General features: G+C 72.0%; 22 protein-coding genes and 1 tRNA gene. 14 read left to right on the top strand and 9 right to left on the bottom strand.

What is annotated here, in order from left to right:
- The first annotated feature begins 19 nt into the window (after positions 1–19).
- On the top strand, positions 20–1,669 hold the full coding sequence (locus Q9250_RS13235; RefSeq protein WP_306232336.1) for a RecQ family ATP-dependent DNA helicase: 1,650 nt from the start codon (positions 20–22) through the stop codon (positions 1,667–1,669).
- Positions 1,670–2,107: 438 nt separating this feature from the next.
- Here the strand turns inward: Q9250_RS13235 and pdxY are convergent, their stop codons facing one another.
- The 4 genes from pdxY to Q9250_RS13255 are packed head-to-tail and all read right to left on the bottom strand — an operon-like array spanning position 2,108 to position 4,972.
- The gene (gene pdxY / locus Q9250_RS13240; protein WP_306232337.1) at positions 2,108–2,959 is read right to left on the bottom strand and encodes a pyridoxal kinase PdxY; all 852 of its coding nucleotides are present in this window, start codon (positions 2,957–2,959) and stop codon (positions 2,108–2,110) included.
- Entirely contained in the window at positions 2,956–3,474 is a 519-nt protein-coding gene (locus Q9250_RS13245; protein ID WP_306232339.1) for a DUF2017 family protein, read from the bottom strand. The genes pdxY and Q9250_RS13245 overlap by 4 nt, the downstream gene beginning before the upstream one ends.
- Positions 3,471–3,713: an ATP-dependent Clp protease adaptor ClpS gene (locus tag Q9250_RS13250; protein ID WP_306232341.1), complete on the bottom strand. Its 243-nt coding sequence runs from the start codon at positions 3,711–3,713 to the stop codon at positions 3,471–3,473. The genes Q9250_RS13245 and Q9250_RS13250 overlap by 4 nt, the downstream gene beginning before the upstream one ends.
- Positions 3,710–4,972, bottom strand: coding sequence for an MFS transporter (locus Q9250_RS13255; RefSeq protein WP_306232342.1), 1,263 nt, complete (start codon positions 4,970–4,972; stop codon positions 3,710–3,712). The genes Q9250_RS13250 and Q9250_RS13255 overlap by 4 nt, the downstream gene beginning before the upstream one ends.
- 93 nt (positions 4,973–5,065) lie before the next feature.
- Here Q9250_RS13255 and Q9250_RS13260 point away from each other — a divergent pair, with 93 nt between their 5' ends.
- The 6 genes from Q9250_RS13260 to Q9250_RS13285 all read left to right on the top strand — a co-directional run bounded on the left by Q9250_RS13260 (position 5,066) and on the right by Q9250_RS13285 (position 9,513).
- Entirely contained in the window at positions 5,066–5,863 is a 798-nt protein-coding gene (locus tag Q9250_RS13260; RefSeq protein WP_306232343.1) for a siderophore-interacting protein, read from the top strand.
- Positions 5,864–5,986: 123 nt separating this feature from the next.
- A complete protein-coding gene (locus tag Q9250_RS13265; protein WP_306232344.1) occupies positions 5,987–7,429 on the top strand; it encodes a glyceraldehyde-3-phosphate dehydrogenase in 1,443 nt (480 codons plus the stop codon).
- 93 nt (positions 7,430–7,522) lie between these two features.
- On the top strand, positions 7,523–8,023 hold the full coding sequence (locus tag Q9250_RS13270) for an FBP domain-containing protein (RefSeq protein WP_306232345.1): 501 nt from the start codon (positions 7,523–7,525) through the stop codon (positions 8,021–8,023).
- Positions 8,024–8,096: 73 nt separating this feature from the next.
- Positions 8,097–8,170 (top strand) — tRNA-Pro (locus Q9250_RS13275).
- Positions 8,171–8,256: 86 nt separating this feature from the next.
- Positions 8,257–8,724, top strand: a complete 468-nt coding sequence (locus tag Q9250_RS13280; RefSeq protein WP_306232347.1) for a DoxX family protein — start codon at positions 8,257–8,259, stop codon at positions 8,722–8,724.
- Between the two features lie 81 nt (positions 8,725–8,805).
- The gene (locus Q9250_RS13285; RefSeq protein WP_306232348.1) at positions 8,806–9,513 is read left to right on the top strand and encodes a phosphatase PAP2 family protein; all 708 of its coding nucleotides are present in this window, start codon (positions 8,806–8,808) and stop codon (positions 9,511–9,513) included.
- On the opposite strand, the gene Q9250_RS13290 is transcribed toward Q9250_RS13285, so the two are convergent.
- Positions 9,497–10,270: a phosphatase PAP2 family protein gene (locus Q9250_RS13290; RefSeq protein ID WP_422665048.1), complete on the bottom strand. Its 774-nt coding sequence runs from the start codon at positions 10,268–10,270 to the stop codon at positions 9,497–9,499. The two genes, Q9250_RS13285 and Q9250_RS13290, sit on opposite strands and share 17 nt — an antisense overlap.
- A 155-nt stretch (positions 10,271–10,425) precedes the next feature.
- On the opposite strand from Q9250_RS13290, the gene Q9250_RS13295 reads away from it, so the two are divergent.
- Positions 10,426–10,755, top strand: coding sequence for a YciI family protein (locus tag Q9250_RS13295; protein ID WP_306232351.1), 330 nt, complete (start codon positions 10,426–10,428; stop codon positions 10,753–10,755).
- 10 nt (positions 10,756–10,765) lie between these two features.
- On the opposite strand, the gene Q9250_RS13300 is transcribed toward Q9250_RS13295, so the two are convergent.
- The 4 genes from Q9250_RS13300 to Q9250_RS13315 are packed head-to-tail and all read right to left on the bottom strand — an operon-like array spanning position 10,766 to position 13,952.
- Positions 10,766–11,380 carry a TetR/AcrR family transcriptional regulator gene (locus Q9250_RS13300; protein ID WP_306232352.1) on the bottom strand — a complete coding sequence of 205 codons (615 nt, stop codon included), beginning with the start codon at positions 11,378–11,380 and terminating at the stop codon, positions 10,766–10,768.
- A 9-nt stretch (positions 11,381–11,389) separates the two neighbouring features.
- The gene (locus Q9250_RS13305; RefSeq protein ID WP_306232353.1) at positions 11,390–12,574 is read right to left on the bottom strand and encodes an NAD(P)/FAD-dependent oxidoreductase; all 1,185 of its coding nucleotides are present in this window, start codon (positions 12,572–12,574) and stop codon (positions 11,390–11,392) included.
- A complete protein-coding gene (locus Q9250_RS13310) occupies positions 12,571–12,762 on the bottom strand; it encodes a ferredoxin (RefSeq protein ID WP_306232354.1) in 192 nt (63 codons plus the stop codon). The genes Q9250_RS13305 and Q9250_RS13310 overlap by 4 nt, the downstream gene beginning before the upstream one ends.
- Before the next feature lie 11 nt (positions 12,763–12,773).
- Positions 12,774–13,952: a cytochrome P450 gene (locus tag Q9250_RS13315; RefSeq protein WP_306232355.1), complete on the bottom strand. Its 1,179-nt coding sequence runs from the start codon at positions 13,950–13,952 to the stop codon at positions 12,774–12,776.
- Between the two features lie 200 nt (positions 13,953–14,152).
- Here Q9250_RS13315 and Q9250_RS13320 point away from each other — a divergent pair, with 200 nt between their 5' ends.
- From Q9250_RS13320 to Q9250_RS13345, 6 genes are all read left to right on the top strand, one after another.
- The gene (locus Q9250_RS13320) at positions 14,153–15,139 is read left to right on the top strand and encodes a phosphotriesterase family protein (RefSeq protein ID WP_306232357.1); all 987 of its coding nucleotides are present in this window, start codon (positions 14,153–14,155) and stop codon (positions 15,137–15,139) included.
- A 2-nt stretch (positions 15,140–15,141) separates the two neighbouring features.
- A complete protein-coding gene (locus Q9250_RS13325; protein WP_306232358.1) occupies positions 15,142–16,107 on the top strand; it encodes a phosphotriesterase family protein in 966 nt (321 codons plus the stop codon).
- Positions 16,108–16,187: 80 nt separating this feature from the next.
- Positions 16,188–17,315, top strand: a complete 1,128-nt coding sequence (locus Q9250_RS13330; protein ID WP_306232360.1) for an FAD-dependent oxidoreductase — start codon at positions 16,188–16,190, stop codon at positions 17,313–17,315.
- A gap of 21 nt (positions 17,316–17,336) precedes the next feature.
- On the top strand, positions 17,337–18,293 hold the full coding sequence (locus Q9250_RS13335) for an alpha/beta hydrolase (protein ID WP_306232361.1): 957 nt from the start codon (positions 17,337–17,339) through the stop codon (positions 18,291–18,293).
- Entirely contained in the window at positions 18,290–19,234 is a 945-nt protein-coding gene (locus Q9250_RS13340; protein ID WP_306232362.1) for an MBL fold metallo-hydrolase, read from the top strand. The genes Q9250_RS13335 and Q9250_RS13340 overlap by 4 nt, the downstream gene beginning before the upstream one ends.
- A gap of 14 nt (positions 19,235–19,248) precedes the next feature.
- On the top strand, positions 19,249–20,979 hold the full coding sequence (locus Q9250_RS13345; protein WP_306232363.1) for a CocE/NonD family hydrolase: 1,731 nt from the start codon (positions 19,249–19,251) through the stop codon (positions 20,977–20,979).
- Positions 20,980–21,200 lie beyond the last annotated feature (221 nt).

A 21,200-nucleotide genomic window follows, 5' to 3' on the forward strand; every position in this document is an offset into this window, starting at 1 on the left:
GACTGCCTAGCATCGGGGCATGCCCGGAAAGCCCCCCGACGCCATCGATTCGGCAGCTCGCGCATACGGGTGGGAGTCGCTCCGCCCCGGCCAGCGCGAGGCGGTCGAGGCCGTGCTCGAAGGTCACGACGTGCTGGCCGTGATGCCGACGGGGCACGGCAAGTCGGCGATCTACCAGCTGGCGGCGAAGCTCATCGACGGGCTCACGGTGGTCGTCTCTCCGCTCATCGCGCTGCAGCGCGACCAGGTCGAGCAGATCGAGGAGCTCGGCGCCGATCCCGCCGTGGCGGTGAACTCGTCGCAGCGCGTGGGGGAGAACCGCGAGGCTTGGGAGGAGCTCGAGGCGGGCGAGGCCGAGTTCGTCTTCCTCGCGCCCGAGCAGCTCGCCCGTGACGAGGTGCTCGAGCGCCTGCGACAGCTCGAGCCGTCGCTGCTCGTCGTCGACGAGGCGCACTGCGTCTCGGCGTGGGGGCACGACTTCCGGCCCGAGTACCTGCGGCTCGGTCACGTCGTCGATGCGCTCGGGCACCCGACGACCGTGGCCCTCACGGCGACCGCAGCGCCGCCCGTCCGCGACGAGATCGTCGAGCGGTTGCGCATGCGCGACGCCAGGCAGGTGGTGCGCGGCTTCGACCGGCCCAACATCTTCCTCGAGGTGCAGCGGCACAGCGACGACGACGAGCGGCGGGAGGCGATCGTGGGGCGCGCAGTCGCAGAGGCGAAGCCCGGGCTCGTCTACGTGTCGACTCGCAAGGATGCGGAGCGATACGCGGGCGAGCTCTCGGCCGCCGGCGTGCGGGCGGAGTCGTATCACGCCGGCATGCCGCGCGCTGAGCGCGAGCGCGTGCACGCCGCCTTCAGCGACGGCAGCGCGGAGGTCGTCGTCGCCACCTCGGCCTTCGGCATGGGCATCGACAAGGCTGACGTGCGCTTCGTCCTGCATGCGTCCCCGCCCGAGTCGCTCGACGCGTACTACCAGGAGATCGGCCGCAGCGGCCGCGACGGCGAGCCTGCGCTCGCTGCGCTGTTCCACAGGCAGGAGGACTTCGGCCTGCACCGCTTCCGCACCGGTGGCGGCGCCGATGTCGACATGCTCTCGGCAGTGGCCTCACGCGTGCGGCGAGCCAAGACGCCCGTGCCGCCCGAGCGGCTGCGCGAGCGCCTCGACGTGGGCTCGAGCCGCCTCACCGCCGCCGTCAACCTCCTCGAGCAGGCGGGCGCGGTCGAGACGACCGGCGACGGCGACCTGGTCTGGCGTCAGGGCACGGTGCGGCCGGCCGTCGATGAGGCGGCGCGCATCGCGGACGCCCGGCGGCGCGTCGACCGATCGCGCGTCGAGATGATGCGGGGATATGCCGAGACTGGCGGGTGCCGCCGCCGCTTCCTGCTCGGCTACTTCGGGGAGGAGCTGCCGGTGCTGTGCGGTGCGTGCGACACCTGCCGCTCGGGCTCCGCGGCACGCGTCGAGGCTGCACGGGAGGCGGCCGAGGAGCCGGAGGGCGACGCCGGCGACTGGCCTGTGGGGACGCGCGTGCGGCATGAGGCGTGGGGGGAGGGCGGCGTGGTGAGCGACGACGGCGACCGCATCACGGTGCTCTTCGACGAGGAGGGCTACAAGACGCTCGCGCTGGAGGTCGTCGCGCGCACCGGAGTGCTCAGGCGGGTCTGAACGCGAGGCCCGCGCGTCTCGAGAGCACTTCGGCACCGGTTCTCCACACCCTTCGGGGCATGTCAGTGGCCCGTGGTGTGATGCCTGCATGGACGCGAACGGGCTCGATGGCGAGGAGTACATCGCCGCGATCCGTGCTGGCGGCCGGCTCCGCCGGCAGCTACTCGACGAGCGGGGTGGGGCCGACTCCGCCGGCAGCTGCTCGACGAGCGGGGTGCGGCCGGCTCCGCCGGCAGCTACTCGACGAGCGGGGTGGGGCCGACTCCGCCGGCAGCTGCTCGACGAGCGGGGTGCGGCCGGCTCCGCCGGCAGCTACTCGACGAGCGGGGTGGGGCCGACTCCGCCGGCAGCTGCTCGACGAGCGGGGTGCGGCCGGCTCCGCCGGCAGCTGCTCGACGAGCGGACATGGCCGCAGCCGCTCGACGAGCGAGGTCGGGGCTAGCGCACCTGGCGGGCGCTGAACTGCATCCGCGGGTTCGCGAACGCATCCTGCGCCTCGACGATGCGCAGCTCGCGCTCGCCCGAGTCGAGCGTCGCCTGCAGCAGATCGAACACGCTCGACGCGGTGCGCTCGAGCGCCGTCGCGGCCGAGCCGGTCTCCCGGTAGTGGGCGGTGAACAGGGCGCTGGTCACGTCGCCCGAGCCGTTCGCCTTGAACGGCAGCATCGGCGTCTGCAGCACCCAAGCGCCATCGTCGTCGACCGCGAGCATCTCGATCGTGTCGGCCTCGCGGTCGGGGCGCAGCACGCTCGTGACGAGCACGGTGCGCGGCCCGAGGTCGCGCGCGCGATCGGCCGACTCCAGCGTCGAGTCGATGGTGTCGGGGTCGGTGTCGGTCATGAACCCCAGCTCGAACTGGTTGGGCGTGATGATGTCGGCCAGCGGCAGCGCGCGCTCGCGGATCAGCGGCGGGATGGCGGGCGCGACGAAGCAGCCCGACTTGGCGTTGCCCATCACCGGGTCGCACGTGTACGTCGCGCCGGGGTTCGCAGCCTTCACGCGCGCGACCGCGTCGAGCACGACGTCGACGATCGCCTCGCCGCCCAGGTAGCCCGAGAGCACGCCGTCGACGCCGCCGAGCACGCCGCGATCCTCGATGCCCTGCACCACCGCGCGCACGTCGTCGGCCGCGATCAGCGGCCCGCCCCACGAGCCGTAGCCGGTGTGGTTCGAGAAGTTGACGGTGAGCACCGGCCACACCTCGTGCCCGATGCGCTGCAGCGGGAAGACGGCGGCGGAGTTGCCCACGTGCCCGTAGGCGACGTGCGACTGGATCGACAGGAACCTCATCCGTCGATTCTCGCATCCAGCGCCTCGAGCATCGTGCCCTGCACGAACCCGACCCATTCGGCGACGTCGCGGAACTGCTCGAGGTCCTCCTCGGTGACGTCGGGGTGCAGGTCGTCGACCGGCTGCGCGGTGCGCACGTGCAGCACCAGCCGGACGTCCGCGAGCGCGCGCAGCCACGCATCCGCCCCCTCGTCGTCGACGAGCAGCTCGACCTCGTCGCCGTCGACCTCGGTCGGCAGGGCCGACTCGAGGTCGGCGATCATCCGGATCATCGAGCGGATGCGGATGCCCGCGATGTCGACGGAGGCAAGACGGCGGAACTCGGCCGCGTCCTCCGGGTCGGCGTAGGCGGGAGGGTAGAGGCGGGCCATCGCCGGGTCGTCCTCGGCGGCGCGCCGGTCGACGACCGCGCGGTGCAGGCCCAGCACCTGGCGGCCGATGGAGGCGAGCAGGTCGGCCTCGTCGGCGAGCATCGTGCAGCGGAGGCCGTCGGCCTGCGGCGTCCACGACCTCATGGGATGCGCCGCTCGAGCGTGGCGAGGAGCCCGTCGGTGTGCAGGCCGGCGACGTGCATCTCCTGCTCCTCGCGCGGGCCGTGCGCGACGACGGCGCTGCCGTCGCGCTCCGCCCGGTGCATGACCTCGACGGCGGCCGCCCGGTCGAGGGCGAAGCGGCGCTGCAGCACATGCACGACGTAGCCCTGCAGGGTCACGGGGTCGTCCCACAGCAGCGTCGCCCAGTCGTCAGCGCTCATCGGTCGACCACCTCGATGCCCGCAGTGGTCGGGCCGAGCACCGTCGCGACGATGTGGTGCGCGGCGGTGTCGGGCTCCCGGTCGATCGCGAGGCTCCAGAGCGCGAGCAGGAAGCCGGAGCCGGCCAGGACGACGCCGATCCAGGCGGGCGCGAGGTAGCCGAGCCCGGCGGCGATGACGAGCCCGCCGAGCGATGCGCCGAGGGCGTTGCCGACGTTGAAGGCCGCGTGGTTGGTGGCGGCGCCCAGCAGCTCGGCCTCGCCCGCGATGCGCATGATGCGCGCCTGGATGGTCGGGTTCAGCACCGAGCCCGCCCCGCCGACGAGGAAGGCGAGCGCGAACAGCGCGACCGGGTGCCAGCCGAGCAGCGCGAACAGCGCGAGCGAGCCGATGAGCACCGGGAAGGTGATGAGGATGGTGCGGCGGATGCTGCGGTCGGCGGCCCAGCCGCCGATGACGTTGCCGATGGTCATGCCGACGCCGATGGTCGCCAGCAGCCAGGGGATCGCGGCCGCGGGCAGGTCGGCCTCCCGCGTGACGATCTCGGCGGCGTAGGAGTAGACCGCGAAGAAGCCGCCGAAGCCGATGCAGCCGACGGCGATCATGAGCCACAGCTTCGGATTGCGGAAGGCGGCGAGCTCGCGCTTCGCGCTGCGCGTCGGGTCGCCCGGCACGCGCGGCAGCGCGAACCAGGCGAGCACCAGTGTGACGAGGAAGATCACGGCCACGGCCACGTAGGTCCAGCGCCAGCCGGCGACCTGGCCGAGCCAGGTGCCCAGCGGCACGCCGATGATGTTCGCGATCGTCAGGCCCGACAGCGCCAGCGCGACGCCGGCGCCCTGTCGGCCCGGGCCCATGATGCGGGCGGCCAGCAGCGCCGCCACACCGAAGTAGGCGCCGTGCGGCAGGCCCGACACGAAGCGGGCGAGCACGGTGAGCTCGAAGCTCGGCATGAGCGCGCTCGCGAGGTTCGCCAGGGTGAACGCCCCCGCGAGCAGCAGCACGAGGGTGCGCTGCGACATCCGCGCGGCCCACGCCGAGACCACGGGAGCGCCGACGACGACGCCCAGGGCGTAGGCGCTGATCAGCCATCCCGCCTGGGCGATGCCTCCGGCAGGGTCGCTCCCGAACGCGGGCACGAGCTCGGCCGCGGCCAGCGGCAGGATGCCCATGGTGGCGAACTCGGTGGTGCCGATGCCGAAGCCGCCGAGGGCCAACGTGAGGAGCGCGAGGAATCGCCGCGCGGGAGAGAGCTGCATGCTGCTCCCGATCGTACGCGGATGCGGCGGACGGGCCGGATTGCTACATTGGTCAGGTAAGGCTTACCTCACCTCGACTTCCGGAGGATCGACATGGCAGGACCCGAGCGCGTCGCCGCGGTCGCACCGAAGTTCATCGAGCTCGAGGTGCTCGACAACCAGCAGGTGTCGCCGCACATCCGCCGGGTCACGCTCGGCGGTGACGAGGTGTCGGCGATGACGCCGCAGGGCTACGACCAGTGGTTCCGCTTCTTCATGCGCCGCGAGGAGCAGGACGAGCTGCGCGTGCCGACGAGCGCCTCCACCTGGTTCCCGCAGTACCTCGCGATGCGCGAGGCGCAGCGTCCCTGGATCCGCAACTACACCGTGCGCGGCTTCCGCCTCGACGCCAGCGAGCTCGACATCGACTTCGTCTGCCACGAGGACCCGGGTCCGGGTGCCGCGTGGGCGATGCGCGCCGGTCGTGGCGAGCGCGCCGTGCTGCTCGACGAGGGCCTGCTCTACAACGACGACGGCCTTGAGGGCAACGTGCTCATGGTGGGCGACGAGTCGGCGCTGCCGGCGATCGCCGGCATCTGCGAGTCGCTCGACGAGCGCAGTCGGGGCGTCGCCGTGATCGAGGTGGGGCACCGCGACGACATCCAGGCCTTCGATCGGCCCGACGGCCTCGACGTGCGCTGGGTCGAGCGCGGCACGGCGCGCGCCGGCGACGCGGCGCTCGAGGAGCTGCGAGGCCTCAGCCTCGCGACCGAGCTCGGCTACGCCTACTCCGCGGGCGAGCAGGCGCTCGCGACCGGCACGCGCCGGCACCTGGTGCGCGACCGCGGCATCGACAAGCGCCGCATCACCTTCACCGGCTACTGGAAGCTCGGCAAGTCCTACGTCTCCTGACGAGCGGATGCGTCCCGGTCGTCCCGTCGAAAGTTCCGTCGAACTTTCGCGTGCGTGAGGACGCGGGCATCCTGACCGCCTGAAGGGCCGGACCCGACGCATCCGCTTGCCTATCGTGAAGACGTGGCATCCGCATCCGTTCCCGCCGTCGACAGCGCCCATCAGGCGTGGCTCGACCGCGTCGCTCTCGCAGAATCCGCCGTGCCGATCATCGGCCGGCTCTACCGGGAGCGCGATGTCGTCACCCACGTGCACGGCAAGAAGCTGGTCAACCAGTCGCCGATCGAGATCCTGAAGGCGCACAAGTGGGCTCGCCGCGTGGGCGAGAGCGTGCTGCGGGTCAACGACACGATGACGGTGCTGCGGATCGTCGAGGAGCTCGACCTGCGCGGCATCTCGCTCGACCTCGGGCGCCTGCTGACCGATGCGCCGACCGAAGGCTTCGAGGAATGGGTGCGCGAGCACCTCGCCGACCTGCCCTCCTGGTCGCAGGACCAGCCGACCGACGTGGTGCTCTACGGCTTCGGCCGCATCGGCCGCCTGCTCGCGCGCATCCTGATCGGCCACGCCGGCAGCGGCCTGGGCCTGCGCCTGCGCGCCATCGTCGTGCGCCGGGCCGGCGACGACGACCTCGAGAAGCGCGCGAGCCTGCTGCGTCGCGACTCGGTGCACGGCGCGTTCCAGGGCACGATCGACATCGACCGCGAGGCGAACACGATCCTCGCCAACGGCACGCTGATCCAGGTCATCTACTCCGACGACCCGACCACCGTCGACTACACCGAGCACGGCATCGACCGGGCGATCGTCGTCGACAACACCGGCCGCTGGCGCGACGAGGCGGGGCTCGCCCAGCACCTCGAGTGCCCGGGCGTCGAGCGCGTCGTGCTCACCGCCCCCGGCAAGAGCCCGCTCAAGAACATCGTCTTCGGCGTCAACCACGAGGCCATCGCCGAGACCGACCGCATCGTGACGGCAGCGTCGTGCACGACCAACGCGATCACCCCCGTGCTGCAGGTCATCAACGACGCGTACGGCATCGAGCACGGCCACGTCGAGACCGTGCACTCGTACACGAACGACCAGAACCTGATCGACAACTTCCACAAGGGCGCCCGCCGCGGCCGCTCGGCGGCGCTCAACATGGTGCTGACCGAGACCGGTGCCGCGAAGGCCGTCGCGAAGGCGCTGCCCGAGCTCGAGGGCAAGCTGACCGGCAACGCGATCCGCGTGCCGACGCCCGACGTGTCGATGGCGATCCTCAACCTCTCGCTCGAGCAGCCCGTCGACCGCGACGCGGTCAACGAGCTGCTGCGGCAGACGTCGCTCACCGGTGCGCTGCGCGCCCAGATCGACTTCACCGACTCGGCGGAGGTCGTCTCGACCGACTTCGTCGGCAACAACCGCGCGGGCATCGTCGACGGCCTCGCGACCATCGCGACCGGTCGACACCTGGTGCTCTACGTCTGGTACGACAACGAGTACGGCTACTCGTCGCAGGTCGTGCGCGTGATCGAGCACATGGCCGACCAGCTCGCCAAGGCGCGGCAGCTCACGCCGGCCTGACACAGACTTGCCGCCGTCGGGACTCTCCTGGGTGGAAGCCCGACGGCGGCAAACCCCTCTCGCGCACCACGCGCATCCGATAGCGTCTTCCGCATGCGCGAGGTGACGGCGGACGAGCTGCTGGGCAGCTTCGTCAACGCGACGCGGCGGGAGCTCGAGCAGCTGCCGCTGCCAGGGCTGCACGAGACCATCTGGTCGGAGCGCGAGTACCTGGGCTGGCGCGATCAGCGCTCGAGCCGGGTCGGCTACATCGTCCATTGGCGAGAGGATGCGCTGATCGGCGTGGTCGTGCGGGGCGCGCCGGGGGGTCTCCGGCCCGGCGTCGCGGCGATGTGCTCGCTCTGCCACTCGACGCAGCCGGCGACGCAGGTGCGCATGTTCACGGCGCGGCTCGCGACGCTCGACGGCGACACCGGTTCGTCGATCGGCACCTACATCTGCGACGACCTGGCGTGCTCGCACATCATCCGCAGCGGGCCGCCGCACCTGACCTCGCCCGCGAGGGTCGCAGCGCGCGGCGCCGCGATGCTCGAGCGGCTCACGCGGTTCTCGGCAAGGGTGGAGCAGGCGTCGCGCGAGGCGCGCGGGGGCTGAGCCGAGTCGTCACGGCGGTGTCGGATGCGCTAGTCTGTTGCAGTTGCCTTCGGGCGATCCGCCATGAGATCGGCGGGCTGTGGCGCAGCTTGGTAGCGCACCTGACTGGGGGTCAGGGGGTCGCAGGTTCAAATCCTGTCAGCCCGACTGAAGCTCCCTCTCCACTCGCCTGGAGGGGGAGCTTTCTTCATGCCGAGACTCTTCATGCTCCGGGAGATGGCAGGATTCGGCCCATGGCCGAGTCGACCGCGCAGCCAGCACCTCGCCGCTCGCCCGCGCGCACCGTCGTGCGCCTGCTGCTGGGCGCGTTCCTGCTCTTCGCCGGCACCGGCCACCTGACGTTCGCGCGCACCGAGTTCCAGGCGCAGGTTCCCGCATTCCTGCCGTTCGACCCGGATGTGACGGTCGTCGCCTCGGGCGTCGTCGAGATCGTGCTCGGGCTCGCGCTGCTGCTCGCCCGCCGACGCCGAGCGTGGGTGGGGCTGGCGACGGCGGCGTTCTTCATCGCGGTCTTCCCCGGCAACGTCGCGCAGTGGCTGGAGGCCCGCGACGGCTTCGGCCTCGACAGCGACGCGGCGCGATTCGGCAGGCTGTTCTTCCAACCCGTGCTCGTCGTCGCGGCGCTGTGGGCGACCGGCGCGTGGACCTGGCTCGTCGCTCGGCTCCGCGGTCGATCCGCAGCCTCGGGTCGCGACGCGTGACGCGCTGCCGTCCCCCCGATGCCTCGCTTCGCAGGCGAGGCGTGGATGATGGCCCACATCGAATCCGGTGAGGAGAGCATCATGACGGATCAGCCGACCACCGAGCGGGCGGCGCTGCAGCGGCCGACGCGCCGCTGGATCACGCGGCCGGTGCTCAGCGCGGTCATCGCGTCGAGCTTCGCCGTCGCGCTGCTGCTCGCCATCGTCTACCGCGAGAGCTTCAAGCCGTTCGGGTTCGAGGCCGAGTGGATGGACGGGCTGGTCGCGCTCCGGTCGCCGTTCTGGGATGTGCCCGCCTTCGTCTTCGACCTGCTGGGCGGCGGCATCATCGCCACCTTCGTGCTGCCGGTCGTCGTCGCGGGAGCGCTGCTGCTGTGGCGGCGCCGCTGGGCCGCCGTCTACTTCCTGGTCGCGTCGATCCTCACCGGCATCGTCGTGCAGCTCATCAAGCACGCGGTGGGCCGTGAGCGGCCGCTCGACATCCTCGTCGCGGCCGACTTCGGATCGTTCCCCTCGGGCCACTCCGCCAACGCTGCGCTGCTCGCGGTGACGATGGGTCTCATCCTGCGGCGCTGGTGGGTGTGGCTCGCCGGCGCCGCCTACACCGTGGCGATGATGGTGAGCCGCACCTATCTCGGCGCGCACTGGATCTCGGACACGATCGGCGGCGTGCTCGTGGCCGCCGGAGTCTCGATCGCCCTCTGGGAGCTGCTCTACGGCCGTCTGGAGGCAGAGCGCAAGGCCCAGCATCCGCCGGTGTGGTCGACCCCGGTCAGTCCTCGGGGATGATCGGCTCGGACTCGACCTCTTCGCCGGGGATCTTCGCCGTGCGCCAGGTGTCGATGGCGATGACGCAGCCGACGATCGCCATCGAGAGTGCGAACGACGCCGCAACGTCGCTCAGGTAGTGGTAGCCGAGGTAGATGCGCCCCGCTCCCTGCACCACGACCACGACGATCGCGATCGTCACCGCGATCGCGGTGAACCGCTTCTTCTGGATCCGGCTCGCCAGCAGGAACGCGAGGATCAGGAAGAAGTCGGATGTGCCCAGCACGTGCCCGGAGGGGAACGAGAACGTGTCGTCGGGTCCGAACAGCATGTCGTCGACGGGCGGCCGAGGGTGCTGCACGATCGGTGCGATGGTGAGCGCGAGGACGACGCCGGTCAGCATGCCGCCGGCCAGCAGCAGCGGGCGCCAGAGGTGCTTCGCGGTGATCGCCCAGATCACGACGACCGCGAGCACGATGATGGGCAGCGCGATCGGCCCGAAGACGACCGCCATCACGATGTGGAAGGCGGTCGCGTCGGGCGAGCGGAAGGAGTCGAACCAGGCGTCGACCGGCTCGTCGAGCCGCGCGAAGCCGGTCTGCGTCAGCACGCCGAGCAGCAGCACGGCGAACGCGATGAGCCCCACGACCACCAGCACGGCCGCGGTGATGTAGAGGCGCCGTCGTGCGGCGGGCTCGACGAGTCGCTCCTCGACGATGAAGCGCTCGTTCCACTCGCGGAGCCGCTGCCGTCGCGTGCTGGTCGATCCGGTCACCATGCGTCCCTCCGCTGCCCGAGCTCCTGCGCGGGCAGTGCTCGATCATGGCACGGGAGTGCGCGTGGACGCGCCATTGTCGCGCCCGCACCGCAGGGCTACGGTGAGCGTGAGCCCCGCCGGGGCCGTCGTGCAGAGTCGCAGGAAGGGAAGCCCGGATGCCGAAGTACCTCGTGCTCTATCACGCCGATGTCAGCGCGGAGCAGCAGATGCAGCAGTCGCCCGAGGAGGGCCAGGCCGAGATGCAGGAGTGGATGGCGTGGGCCGAGAGCGCCGGTCAGGCGATCGTCGACCTCGGCACGCCGCTCGGCAACGGGCGCACCGTCGGGGGGTCCGGAGCCGGTGCTTCGTCGTCGTCGACCGTGGCCGGCTACTCGATGCTCGACGCTGCCGACGCCGACGCGGCCGCAGCGCTCATGCAGAGCCACCCGCACCTGAAGACGGGCACCATCGAAGTGCTGGAGGCGCTCGAGATCCCCGGGATGTGAGGCGGCGAGGCTACGCGTCGTCGCCCAGCAGCTTCGCCCAGGCCTCGACGAGCACGTCCATCGCCGGGTCGTCGTCGATGCTCCAGCCGTGGCGGATCCAGTGCTGGTTGGCGCGGTCGAGCATCTCGAACGCCAGCACGCCGCGGAAGTGCCGTGACTCGCGCGGGAAGCGGTCGGCGGCGTCGAGACCCTCGCAGATGTCGCCGACGACCTCCTCCGACCACGTGTCGACCAGCTCGCGGATCTCGGGCTCGACGGCCGCAGCGACGTTGGCCGAGACGATGTAGGGGCGGATGACGGGCCAGCGGGCTGCCTGCTCGCGCAGCCAGGCGTCGATCGCCACAGGCGAGCCGTCGCGCACGACGTCGATGAGTGCTGCCGCGGTGCTGTGGCGCGCGGCGGACTCATGCCGCTCGAGGATGACGTTCAGCCGGTCGATGAGGGCGGCCATGATCGCGCGGCGCGACGGGAAGTGCGCGTAGAACGTCACGCGCGTGGTGCCTGCCGCTGCGGCGATGTCGTCGATCGTCGTGGCGGCGTAGCCCTTGGCCTCGAACTGCTCGAGGGCGGTGTCGAGCAGCCGCTGACGGGTCTGCTCCTTCTGCTCGACGCGGAGGTTGGCCATTGCTCGAGCCTAGCGATCGACGGTGCCGCAGCACTGGCAGTCGGCGGCTGCCGGAGCGTCGCCCAGCCGCCGAAGGCGGGGGATGGGGATGCGGAAGTTCACCGAGACCGCGGTGCCGGTGCCGCCGGGGTGGCGCCAGCGCAGCAGCGCGGGCGCGTCGGCCGCTCCGCCTTCGAGCACCTCGGGCTCGCCGATCAGCGGGGTCGGGCCCGCGACCCGGATGTTCAGGCCGAACTGCTCGGTCCAGAAGTACGGCTGCGCGCGCAGCTCGGCAGCCTCGTCGCCGTGCAGCAGCGCCGCCGCGCCGATGCGCGCCTGCTCGATCGCGCTGTTCCAGAGGGGGCTGCGGGCGTGCCCGATCGGGGTCGGCACCGCGGCCACATCGCCGGCGGCGACGATCTCGTCGCGCAGCCTGCCGCGCGAGTCGACCGCGAGGGCATGGCCCAGCATCGGCAGGCCGCTGCCCAAGAGCCAGTCGGTGCTCGGGATGTCGCCGACGGCCGAGACGACCAGGTCGCCGTCGACGGCGCTGCCGTCGGCGAGCTCGACCACCGAGCGGCCGCCTCGCTCGACGACGCGCGCCGCGCCGGTCAGCACGACCTTCAGGGCGTGCGCGAGGGCCGCGCGCAGGATGCGCTCGCCCAGGTGCGCGCCGAGGTGCCGCGCCATCGGGGGAGCGTTGGTGACCAGCGTCACGCGGCAGCCCGCCTCGAGCGCGCCCGAGGCGACCTCCATGCCGAGCGGGCCGCCGCCGACGATCACGAGGTCGGGGCGGTCGACGAGGCGGGCGCGCAGCAGGTGCGCGTCGTCCAGCGTGCGCAGCACCAGCTCGTCGTCGAGGCTGCCCAGCCGTCGCGCTCGCGAGCCGCTCGCGATGACCAGCCCGTCGTACTCCAGCGCCGAGCCGTCGTCGAGCGACAGTCGTCGGCGCTCCACGTCGAGCCCCGCCGCGGCGACGCCGAGCAGCTCGGTGGCACCGTGATCGGGTGCGGGCAGCAGATGCGCGTCGAGGTCGGCGTCGGAGCGCAGCAGCGCCTTCGACAGCGCCGGTCGGCTGTACGCGGCGCGCGCCTCGGCGCCGATGATCGTCAGCTCGCCGTCGAAGCCGCCGGCGCGGAGCGAGTCTGCTGCCGTGAGCCCGGCCACGCCGTTGCCGACGACGACGATGCGGCGCAGCGCGGGGGCGGCCGTCATCCTGCGAGGCGCAGCGCGGCGACCGGGCAGATGCGCACGGCGGCGCGCGCGCGTTCGAGCGCCTCGTCGCCGAGCTCCTCCACGTCGAAGACGACCTCGCCGTCGTCGTCGAGGTGCAGCAGGTCGGGCGCGGCCTCCTCGCAGAGGCCGTGGCCCTCGCACCGGGGACGGTCGATCTCGAGCTTCATGCTGGTTCCTCTCATGCCGGCACGACGTCGAGCACGTCGAGGTGCTCGATCGAGCGGGTGATGTTGCTGGGCTCGCGCTTCTCGTCGCCGAGGCGGTACGAGGCGACGTGCTGCGCGAGCGCGGTGATGACCGCGTGCCCCTCCATGCGGGCGAGGCCCTGGCCGGCGCAGCCGTGCGGGCCGTAGCCGAACGACAGGTGGTCGACGGGGTTGCGCGTGACATCGAAGGCGTCGGCGTCGGCGTAGTGCCGCTCGTCGTGGTTGCCGGAGCCGAGCAGGATCGCGACGTGGGCGCCCGCCGGGATCACGGCACCGTCGATCTCGACCTCGCGGGTGGTGCGCCGGCCCCAGGCGTGGATCGGCACCCAGTAGCGCAGCACCTCCGCGAAGGCGGCGGGCACGAGCGACGGGTCGTCGCGCACCAGCGCGAACTGCTCGGGGTGGCGCCCGAAGAGGGCGACGATGTTGCCGATCGCGGCGACCGTGGTGTCGACGCCGGCACCGAGGTACTGGTGGATGATGTGGCCGGCCGAGCCCTCGGGGATCTCGCCGCGCGCCTCGGCGTCGAAGATGCCGCGGCCGATCGAGCCCTCGGCGAGTTGGTCGGCGGTCACCTGGCTGCACCAGCCGTAGAGCTCTCCCGCGATCGGGAAGCTCTCCATGGTGCGCTGGTTCATCGGGCCGATCACCTGCATGGCCGCCTGGCCCCAGCGCAGCATGTTGGCCTTGACCTCGCCGGTGAAGCCGATCAGATCGGCGACGACCTCGAGCGGCAGCTCGCGGGCGAGCGCGTCGATGGCCTCGAAGTCGCCTCCGGCAGCCAGCTTCGCGACGAGCGCGTCGGCCTTCTCGGCGACCTGGCTCTGCATGCCGCGCAGCGCGCGGGGCGTGAGGTTGGCCGACAGGGCTGCGCGCAGCTGCGTGTGCATCGGCGGGTCGGAGGCGAGCGACGTGCCCTGCAGCGCGTCGTTGACGCCGTCGTTGAAGCCGATCGCCTTGACCGACGAGAAGGTCTCCGGGTCGCCGAGCGCCTCTCGGATCGCGTCGTACCGGGTGAGGGCGTACACGTCGTTGACGGGCAGGTGCACGACGGCGCCGAGCTCGCGCAGGGCTGCGTACGTGGGGTAGGGATCGGTCAGGATCTCGTCGGCGAACAGGTCGATGTCCGACGTGGCGGGTGCAGTGCCCATGGCTCCTCCTCGGCCGCTGTCTCCGTCGACAGTTCGGCTTACACTCAGTAAAGCGAACGCCGACGCGATGCGCAAGTGGCGGCCTCCACGGCCCGGATGCGCCGCGCCGATCTCGCTTGACAGGCTGTAAACCAAATGTCAGGATGGCGGCGATCGCACCGGAGCATCCGGCGATCGGCACTCAACGGAGAGGCTTCTCAGTGACAGGCACCGTCCACACCGTCCTCGGACCAGTCCCCGCCGACCAGCTCGGCGTCGCATCGGTGCACGAGTCGCTGCTCTCGGTCTTCCCGGGCGCGCAGTACGCGCACGACGTGACCATCGATCGCGCCGAGATCTTCGCGACGCTCGCCGCGAAGCTGCGCGACTTCCGCGAGGCGGGCGGCGGCACGGTCGTCGACAGCACCGGCATGTTCCACGGCCGCGACCTCACCCTCTACGAGGCGCTCTCGCGCTCGACGGGCGTGCACATCGTCGTCTCGACCGGCCAGGGCCCCGAGGCCATGCTGGGCGGCTACTTCCTCACCCCCCAGACCAACCCGCCCACCCCGTGGCCGGCCGAGCGCTTCGCCGAGCTGTTCTCGCTCGAGGTCACCGAAGGCGCCGTCGTGCCGCGCCTCGAGCGCCGCGCCCCGGCCGGGCTCGTCGCGACCGCAGCCACCCGCACGGGCGCCACCGCGACCGACGGCAGCCTGCTGCGCGGCGCTGCCCGCACCGCGATCGCCACCGGCGTGCCCGTCTCGCTGCGCTACGGCGCCGACGCGCTCGGCGAGCTCGAGGTCGTGCTCGCCGAGGGCCTGCCCGCCGACCGGGTGGTCGTCGCGGGCCTCGATCGGGCGGATGCGGTGGGTGCGGCCGCGCACCTCGCCGTCGCCGAGCGGGGCGCGTACGTCGGCATCGACAGCGTGGGCCTCGAGGACGACGAGCGCATCGCCGACGCAGACCGCGTGCGGCTGGTCGCGGAGCTGGTGGAGGCCGGCCACGCCGACCGCATCCTGCTCTCGACCGGCGCCATCGGCGTCGCCAAGGGCCACGACGCCGCCGAGGCGGCGGCGGCCGAGGCGATCAGCCTCAGCCGGATCCTCACCGACTTCGTGCCCCTGCTCGCGGCCGCCGGCATCGACGCCGACGTGACCCGACGCATCCTGACCGCCAACCCGAGCGCGCTGCTCGCCGTGAGGAGCTGACCATGTCGCGAGTGAACACCGTGCTGGGCGCGATCGACGCCTCGGAGCTCGGCTTCGTCGCCGTGCACGAGCACATCGGCTACGGCATGCCCGGCTCCGAGCTCGACGCGAAGTGGTGGAAGACGCCCGAGCAGCGCTACGACGAGACCGTGCCGAAGCTGCGCGAGTTCCGCGAGCTCGGTGGCGGCACGTTCGTCGACGCCACCGGCATCTGCAACGGCCGCGACGTCGACTACTACCGGTCGCTCTCGGCGAAGACGGGCGTGCACATCGTCGCCTGCACGGGCTTCGTCGGCGGTGACACGGCGCTGCCGTTCTTCGAGCAGGCGAGCGTCGAGTACCTCACCGAGCAGTTCGTGCACGAGATCAGCGTCGGCATCGGCGGCACCGGCGCGAAGGCGGGCGTCATCAAGGTGGGTGTCAGTCGGGGCGGCCGCATGACCGACCTCGACAAGCGCATCTACCGCGCCGCCGCTCGCGCGTCGCTGCGCGCCGGCGCGCCGCTGCTCACGCACCTGGCGATCGACGCCGAGAACGCGATCGCGATCTTCGCGGAGGAGGGGCTGCCGCTCGACCGAGTGCTCTTCGGCCACGTCGACGACGGCGTCAACTTCGACAAGACCCGCGACACGTGGATCGCCGAGCAGGGCGGCCGCATCGGCTTCGACACGTTCGGCTACGAGACCGAGCTGCCCGACCCGCCCTTCTGGGCGCGGCCCCGGCAGGATCGGCTCGACCACTTCCTGCGCTTCATCGGCCACACCGCCGAGCAGGGATTCCTCGGGCAGGCGCTCGCCTCGGCCGACGCGAACTGCAGCCCGCTCGGCTGGCCGGGCGTCAAGGGGCACACGGTGAACTACCTGTTCCACCAGCTGCTGCCCGACCTGCGCGCCGCCGGCGTCGACGAGGCGACCATCGAGCGCGTCTTCGTCACCAACCCGGCCGAGTTCCTCACTCTCTCGGTCTGACCGACCGCACCCACCACATCCCACACAGAACCCATCCCCACCCAGAACCTGCGCGCGAGCGCCACAGGAGAGAAGCAACGATGCAGCCCTCGGACCTCAAGAACCTCACCGTCGCGATCGTCGGCGCCGGCTACGGCGGCGCGGCCGCCGCGAAGGCGCTCAGCCTGCTCGGCGTGAACGTCACCGTCTACGAGCAGGCGCGGGAGATCCGCGAGGTGGGCGCCGGCATCGGCCTGCGCCCCGCCACCGTCGACCGATTCCGCCGCTGGGGCATGTTCGACCAGATCGCCGCCGTCACCTCGGCGAGCGACGCGTTCGAGATCCTCACCGGCGACGGCCACCCGATCATGAAGGAGGAGTGGCCGGGCATCGGCGACTTCGACGTGCCCACGAAGACGCACCTCGTGCACCGCGGCGACTTCATCGAGACGCTCGTCGCGGCCCTGCCCGACGGCGTGCTGCAGGTGGGTCGGAAGGTCGCGAGCATCGAGGATCAGGGCGACCGCGCGACGCTCACGTTCACCGACGGCGACACCGTCACCGCCGACCTGGTGATCGCCGCGGACGGCATCAGGTCGACGATCCGCGAGCAGCTGTTCACCGACGCGCAGCCGGTGTTCGCCGGCGAGCACGCCTACCGCGTGGTCATCGACGCCGACGCCGCGCACGGCCTGGTCGTCGACGACAACCTGCGCATGTACATCGGCCACGGCACGAAGGTCTACTTCCTGCCGCTGCGCCACCGCGGCCAGGTGTCGTTCGACATCACGACGCTGCACCACGACGGCGCCTGGGCGCCCGAGATCACGCGCGAGCAGCTCGTCGACACCGTGCAGGGCTTCGACGAGCGCATCGTGCGCATCACCGAGGAGCTCGACCTCGACGCGCTCGTCAACCGCGCCTGCTACGACATCGACGCCGTCGATCAGTGGCACACGGATGCGGTGGTGCTGCTGGGCGATGCGGCCCACGCGATGCTCCACCACCAGGGGCAGGGCGCCAACTCGGCGATCATGGACGCCGGCGCGATCGCCGACGCGCTGCAGGAGGCCGGCTCGGTCAAGGAGGCGCTCGCGCTCTACCAGTCGCGCCGCAAGCCCGAGACCGACAAGCTGCAGGCGGTCTCGCGGCAGGGCTGGTCGGAGGACGAGCTGAGCGAGGTCTTCCCGGGCCAGCGCCCGGAATCCCAGCAGGCAGCGGCGCGCTGACGCGCGGAGGAGACGGACACCATGGCACTGCACCCCAAGATCGCCGAGATCCTCGCCGGCTTCCCGGCGCCCGAGCCCGGACCGCTCGACCCTGCCGCGATGCGCGCGGGGGAGGAGTCCCAGGTGCCGCCGGAAGCCTCCCGCATCCCGGTCGCCGAGGTGCGCGACGCGGTGGTGCCGGGCAGCGACGCCGACGGCGTGCCGGTGCGCATCTACCGCGACGCGACCGACGCCGAGGGCTCCGGCGTCATCGTCTACGTGCACGGCGGCGCGTTCTTCCTCGGCAGCCTCGACACGCACGACCACGTCGCGCGCTCGCTGGCGGTCGAGACGGGGCTGACGGTCGTCTCGGTCGGCTACCGCCGTGCGCCCGAGGCGGCGTTCCCCGCCGGCCTCGACGACGTGCTCGCCGCGGTCCGCTGGGCGGCCGAGCACGGCGACGAGCTCGGCCAGCAGCCCGGCCGGCAGCACGGCCAGGGCGGCACGCTCGCCCTCGTCGGCGACTCCTCCGGGGGCACGTTCGTCGCCGCGGCGGTCGCGCTGCTGCACGACGAGGGCTTCGAACGCGTCACCCACCAGGTGCTCTACTACCCGTCGCTCGACCTCGACTTCGACGAGTCGCGCTACCCGTCGCTCGTCGAGAACGCGGTCGGCTTCGGCATGGAGACCGCGGGCCTCGCGCCCTTCAACGCGTTCTACCTCGACAGCGGCGCCGACCCGGCCGACCCGCGCGTCTCGCCCATCAAGCGCGACGACCTGACGGGCCTGCCGGCCGCGCTCATCCTCACCGCCGAGCACGATCCGCTCCGCGACGAGGGCGAGCGCTACGGCGAGCGCCTGCGCGAGGCGGGCGTGCCCGTGCGCGTGACCCGCTACGAGGGCGCCGGGCACGGCTTCGTGCAGCACTTCGGCTGGCTGCCCGAGTACCACCGCGCCTACGTCGAGACCGCCGAGTTCCTGCGGGGCGCACCAGCATGACCGTCGCCGTCCATCCGCTCGCGAGCCCCTGGGGCCGCTTCCACCTCTACAGCTTCCTGATCGACGCGCCCGAGCTCGCGATCGTCGACACCGGCATCGCCTCCTCGCCCGCCGAGGGGCTCGCCCCGGCGCTCGCGGCGCTCGGGCGCCGCGTCGAGGACGTGCGCTGGATCCTGCTCACGCACGGCCACATCGACCACGTCGGCGGCGCGCACGCGCTCTGGGAGCTGACCGGCCGACAGGCGCAGATCGTGATCCACGAGGCGGATGCGTCGATGCTGCGATCGAGGCGGGCGCACGTCGAGGAGTACCTCGGTGCGCGCGGCCGCTACCTCGGCGACCCCGAGGGCGAGGCGAAGCAGACGGCCGCGGCGGCGGCGGTGATCTCGGGCGAGCTCGAGCCGACCGTGCTGGTGCGCGGCGGTGAGGAGCTGCAGCTCGGCGGCGGCGTCACGGTGCGCGTGCATGCGATCCCCGGCCACACGCCGGGCTCGGTCGCCTACGAGATCGTCGGCCAGGGCGACGTCTTCGTCGGCGACGCCGTGCAGATCCACGGCGCGGCGAACGGGTTCCCCGGCTTCTCCGACCCGAGCGCGTACCGCGCCAGCCTCACGAGGCTGCGGGACGACATCCGCCCCGAGCGACTCCACCTCGGGCACCCCTACCGCTCGGCGCCCAATCAAGCGGGGGCGGGGGAATCGCACGGCGTCGTGCTCGACCGCGAGCAGGCGCACGCCGCGCTGCAGGAGAGCCTCGACATCGAGCGCCGGGTCGGCGCCGCAGCGCACGACTGCCTCGCGCACGGGCTGACCGAGACCGATTCGGCCTACTCGCCGTTCGAGCCGGTCGCCGACGCGCTCGGCTACTCGGGCGACCCGACGCTCGAGCCCTCACCCTTCTTCACCTCGATGCACGGCTACCGCCTGCAGCAGAACGCCTGACCAGGAGCATCCCCATGGCCGAGACCCAGACCATCCAGGCGGGCGCGCAGACGATCCTCGTGCGCAAGGACCTGCGCGTGCCGATGCGCGACGGCGTCGAGCTCGCAGCCGACGCCTACCAGGGCGTCGACGACAAGCCGCGCCCCGCGCTCGTCGCGCTCAGCCCCTACGGCAAGGAGCTGCAGGCGCTCGCGCTCACCACGCCGCCGCAGCGCCGGCCGAGCCCCATGTGGGACGGCTGCATCGAGGCCGGCGACATCGCCCGCGTGGTCGAGGAGGACTACGTGCACGTCATCGGCGACCTGCGCGGCTCCGGTGCCTCCGAGGGCGAGCACGTCGGCAACTACAACGCCGGCGGCGTCTCGCTCGGCCAGGACGCCTACGACTTCATCGAGTGGGTCGCGGCGCAGCCGTGGTGCGACGGCAACGTCGGCATGATCGGCATCTCGTACTTCGGCTCGATGCAGCTGCTCGCGGCCGCCGAGCGGCCCCCGTCGCTGAAGGCGATCTTCGTCTCCGGTGGCCACTACGACTTCTACGAGACCACCTATCACGGCGGCGTGATGTGGTTCATGCCGCGCGCCGCACGCGAAGGCCGCGGCGGCGACTCGGGCTGGGCCTTCACCGACCGGGTGAAGTCGCGGATGCTCGAGACGCACTCGCCGGAGGAGCTGCGCGAGAAGGTGGCTGCACGCCTGGCCGACCCCGACATCGCCGCCTGGCCGAACCTCGTGCACGTGCTGCACTACCCGACGAACCACGAGGCGTGGTTCGACATCGTCATGAACGAGCTCGACGGCGAGTGGTACGAGGAGCGGAACCCCGTCAACCTCGCGTCGCAGATCGACATCCCCGTCTGGCTGCAGCTCGACCAGGGCCGCGGCTGGACCCTCGACGGCACCATCGAGGTCTTCGACCGGCTGCAAGGGCCGAAGAAGCTCGACATCGGCCCGTACCCGCCCATGCAGTCGCGCCCCTTCATCGAGGAGCACGACAAGATGTTCCGCTGGTACGACCGCTGGCTGAAGGGCATCGACAACGGGGTGGAGGACGAGCCCGCGGTGACCGTGTTCGTCGAGGGCACGCGCGAGACGGTGACGGCCGACCAGTGGCCGCCGAAGGCCGTCGAGCACCGCGACCTGTTCCTGCGGCCCCGCCGGGCGCTCTCGCCGGAGCCCGAGCGGATGGGCGGCGAGCACGTGCCGCCGGACGGCTTCTACCAGGCGCCCCTCAGCGTGACCGACACGGTCGAGATCATCGACTGGCGCACGGCCCCCTTCACCGAGCCGGTCGAGATGATCGGCACCGGCGCTGCGCACCTGTTCGTCGAGATCGACCAGCCCGACACGAACCTCATCATGCGCATCTGGGACGAGGCGCCCGGCGGCAAGCGGCAGCTCATCACCACGGGCTACCTCAAGGCCTCGCACCGCGAGCTCGACGAGGAACGGAGCGCGCACGGCAGCCCGGTGCACCCGCACACCCGCGCGGTGCCGGTCGAGCCCGGCGTCGTCGAGGAGTACGTGCTGCGGCTGTATCCGTTCGCGGCCACGTTCCTGCCCGGCCACCGGCTCGTCGCCGAGCTCTCGAACGCCGAGCCTCTCGCCGACGATCACAACGCGCTGCTCCCGCCCGACGCCTTCCACCTGCCGGTGGGACGCGCCGTCACCCACAAGATCCACCGCGACGCGACGCATCCGTCTCGCCTCGTGCTGCCGTACACGACGCTTCCGGCGGACGGGTAGGTCGGGCAGCGCCACCTGCTGCTGGCGGTCGGGCACGTCACGTCGTGCAGCGGCTCAGCGCGCCGACGCCTGAGTGCGCTAGCGCCGGAGCCGGCTGGCGCCTGAGTGCGCTGGCGCCGGAGCCGGCTGGCGCCTGAGCGGGCTGGCGCGTCAGCCGGCTGGCGCGTCAGCCCGCGGTGGCATTACGCAGCTGGTGCTGCACGATGGCGCGGACGCCTTGG

It is taken from the genome of Agrococcus beijingensis (assembly GCF_030758955.1).
Classification (GTDB): Bacteria; Actinomycetota; Actinomycetes; order Actinomycetales; family Microbacteriaceae; genus Agrococcus; species Agrococcus beijingensis.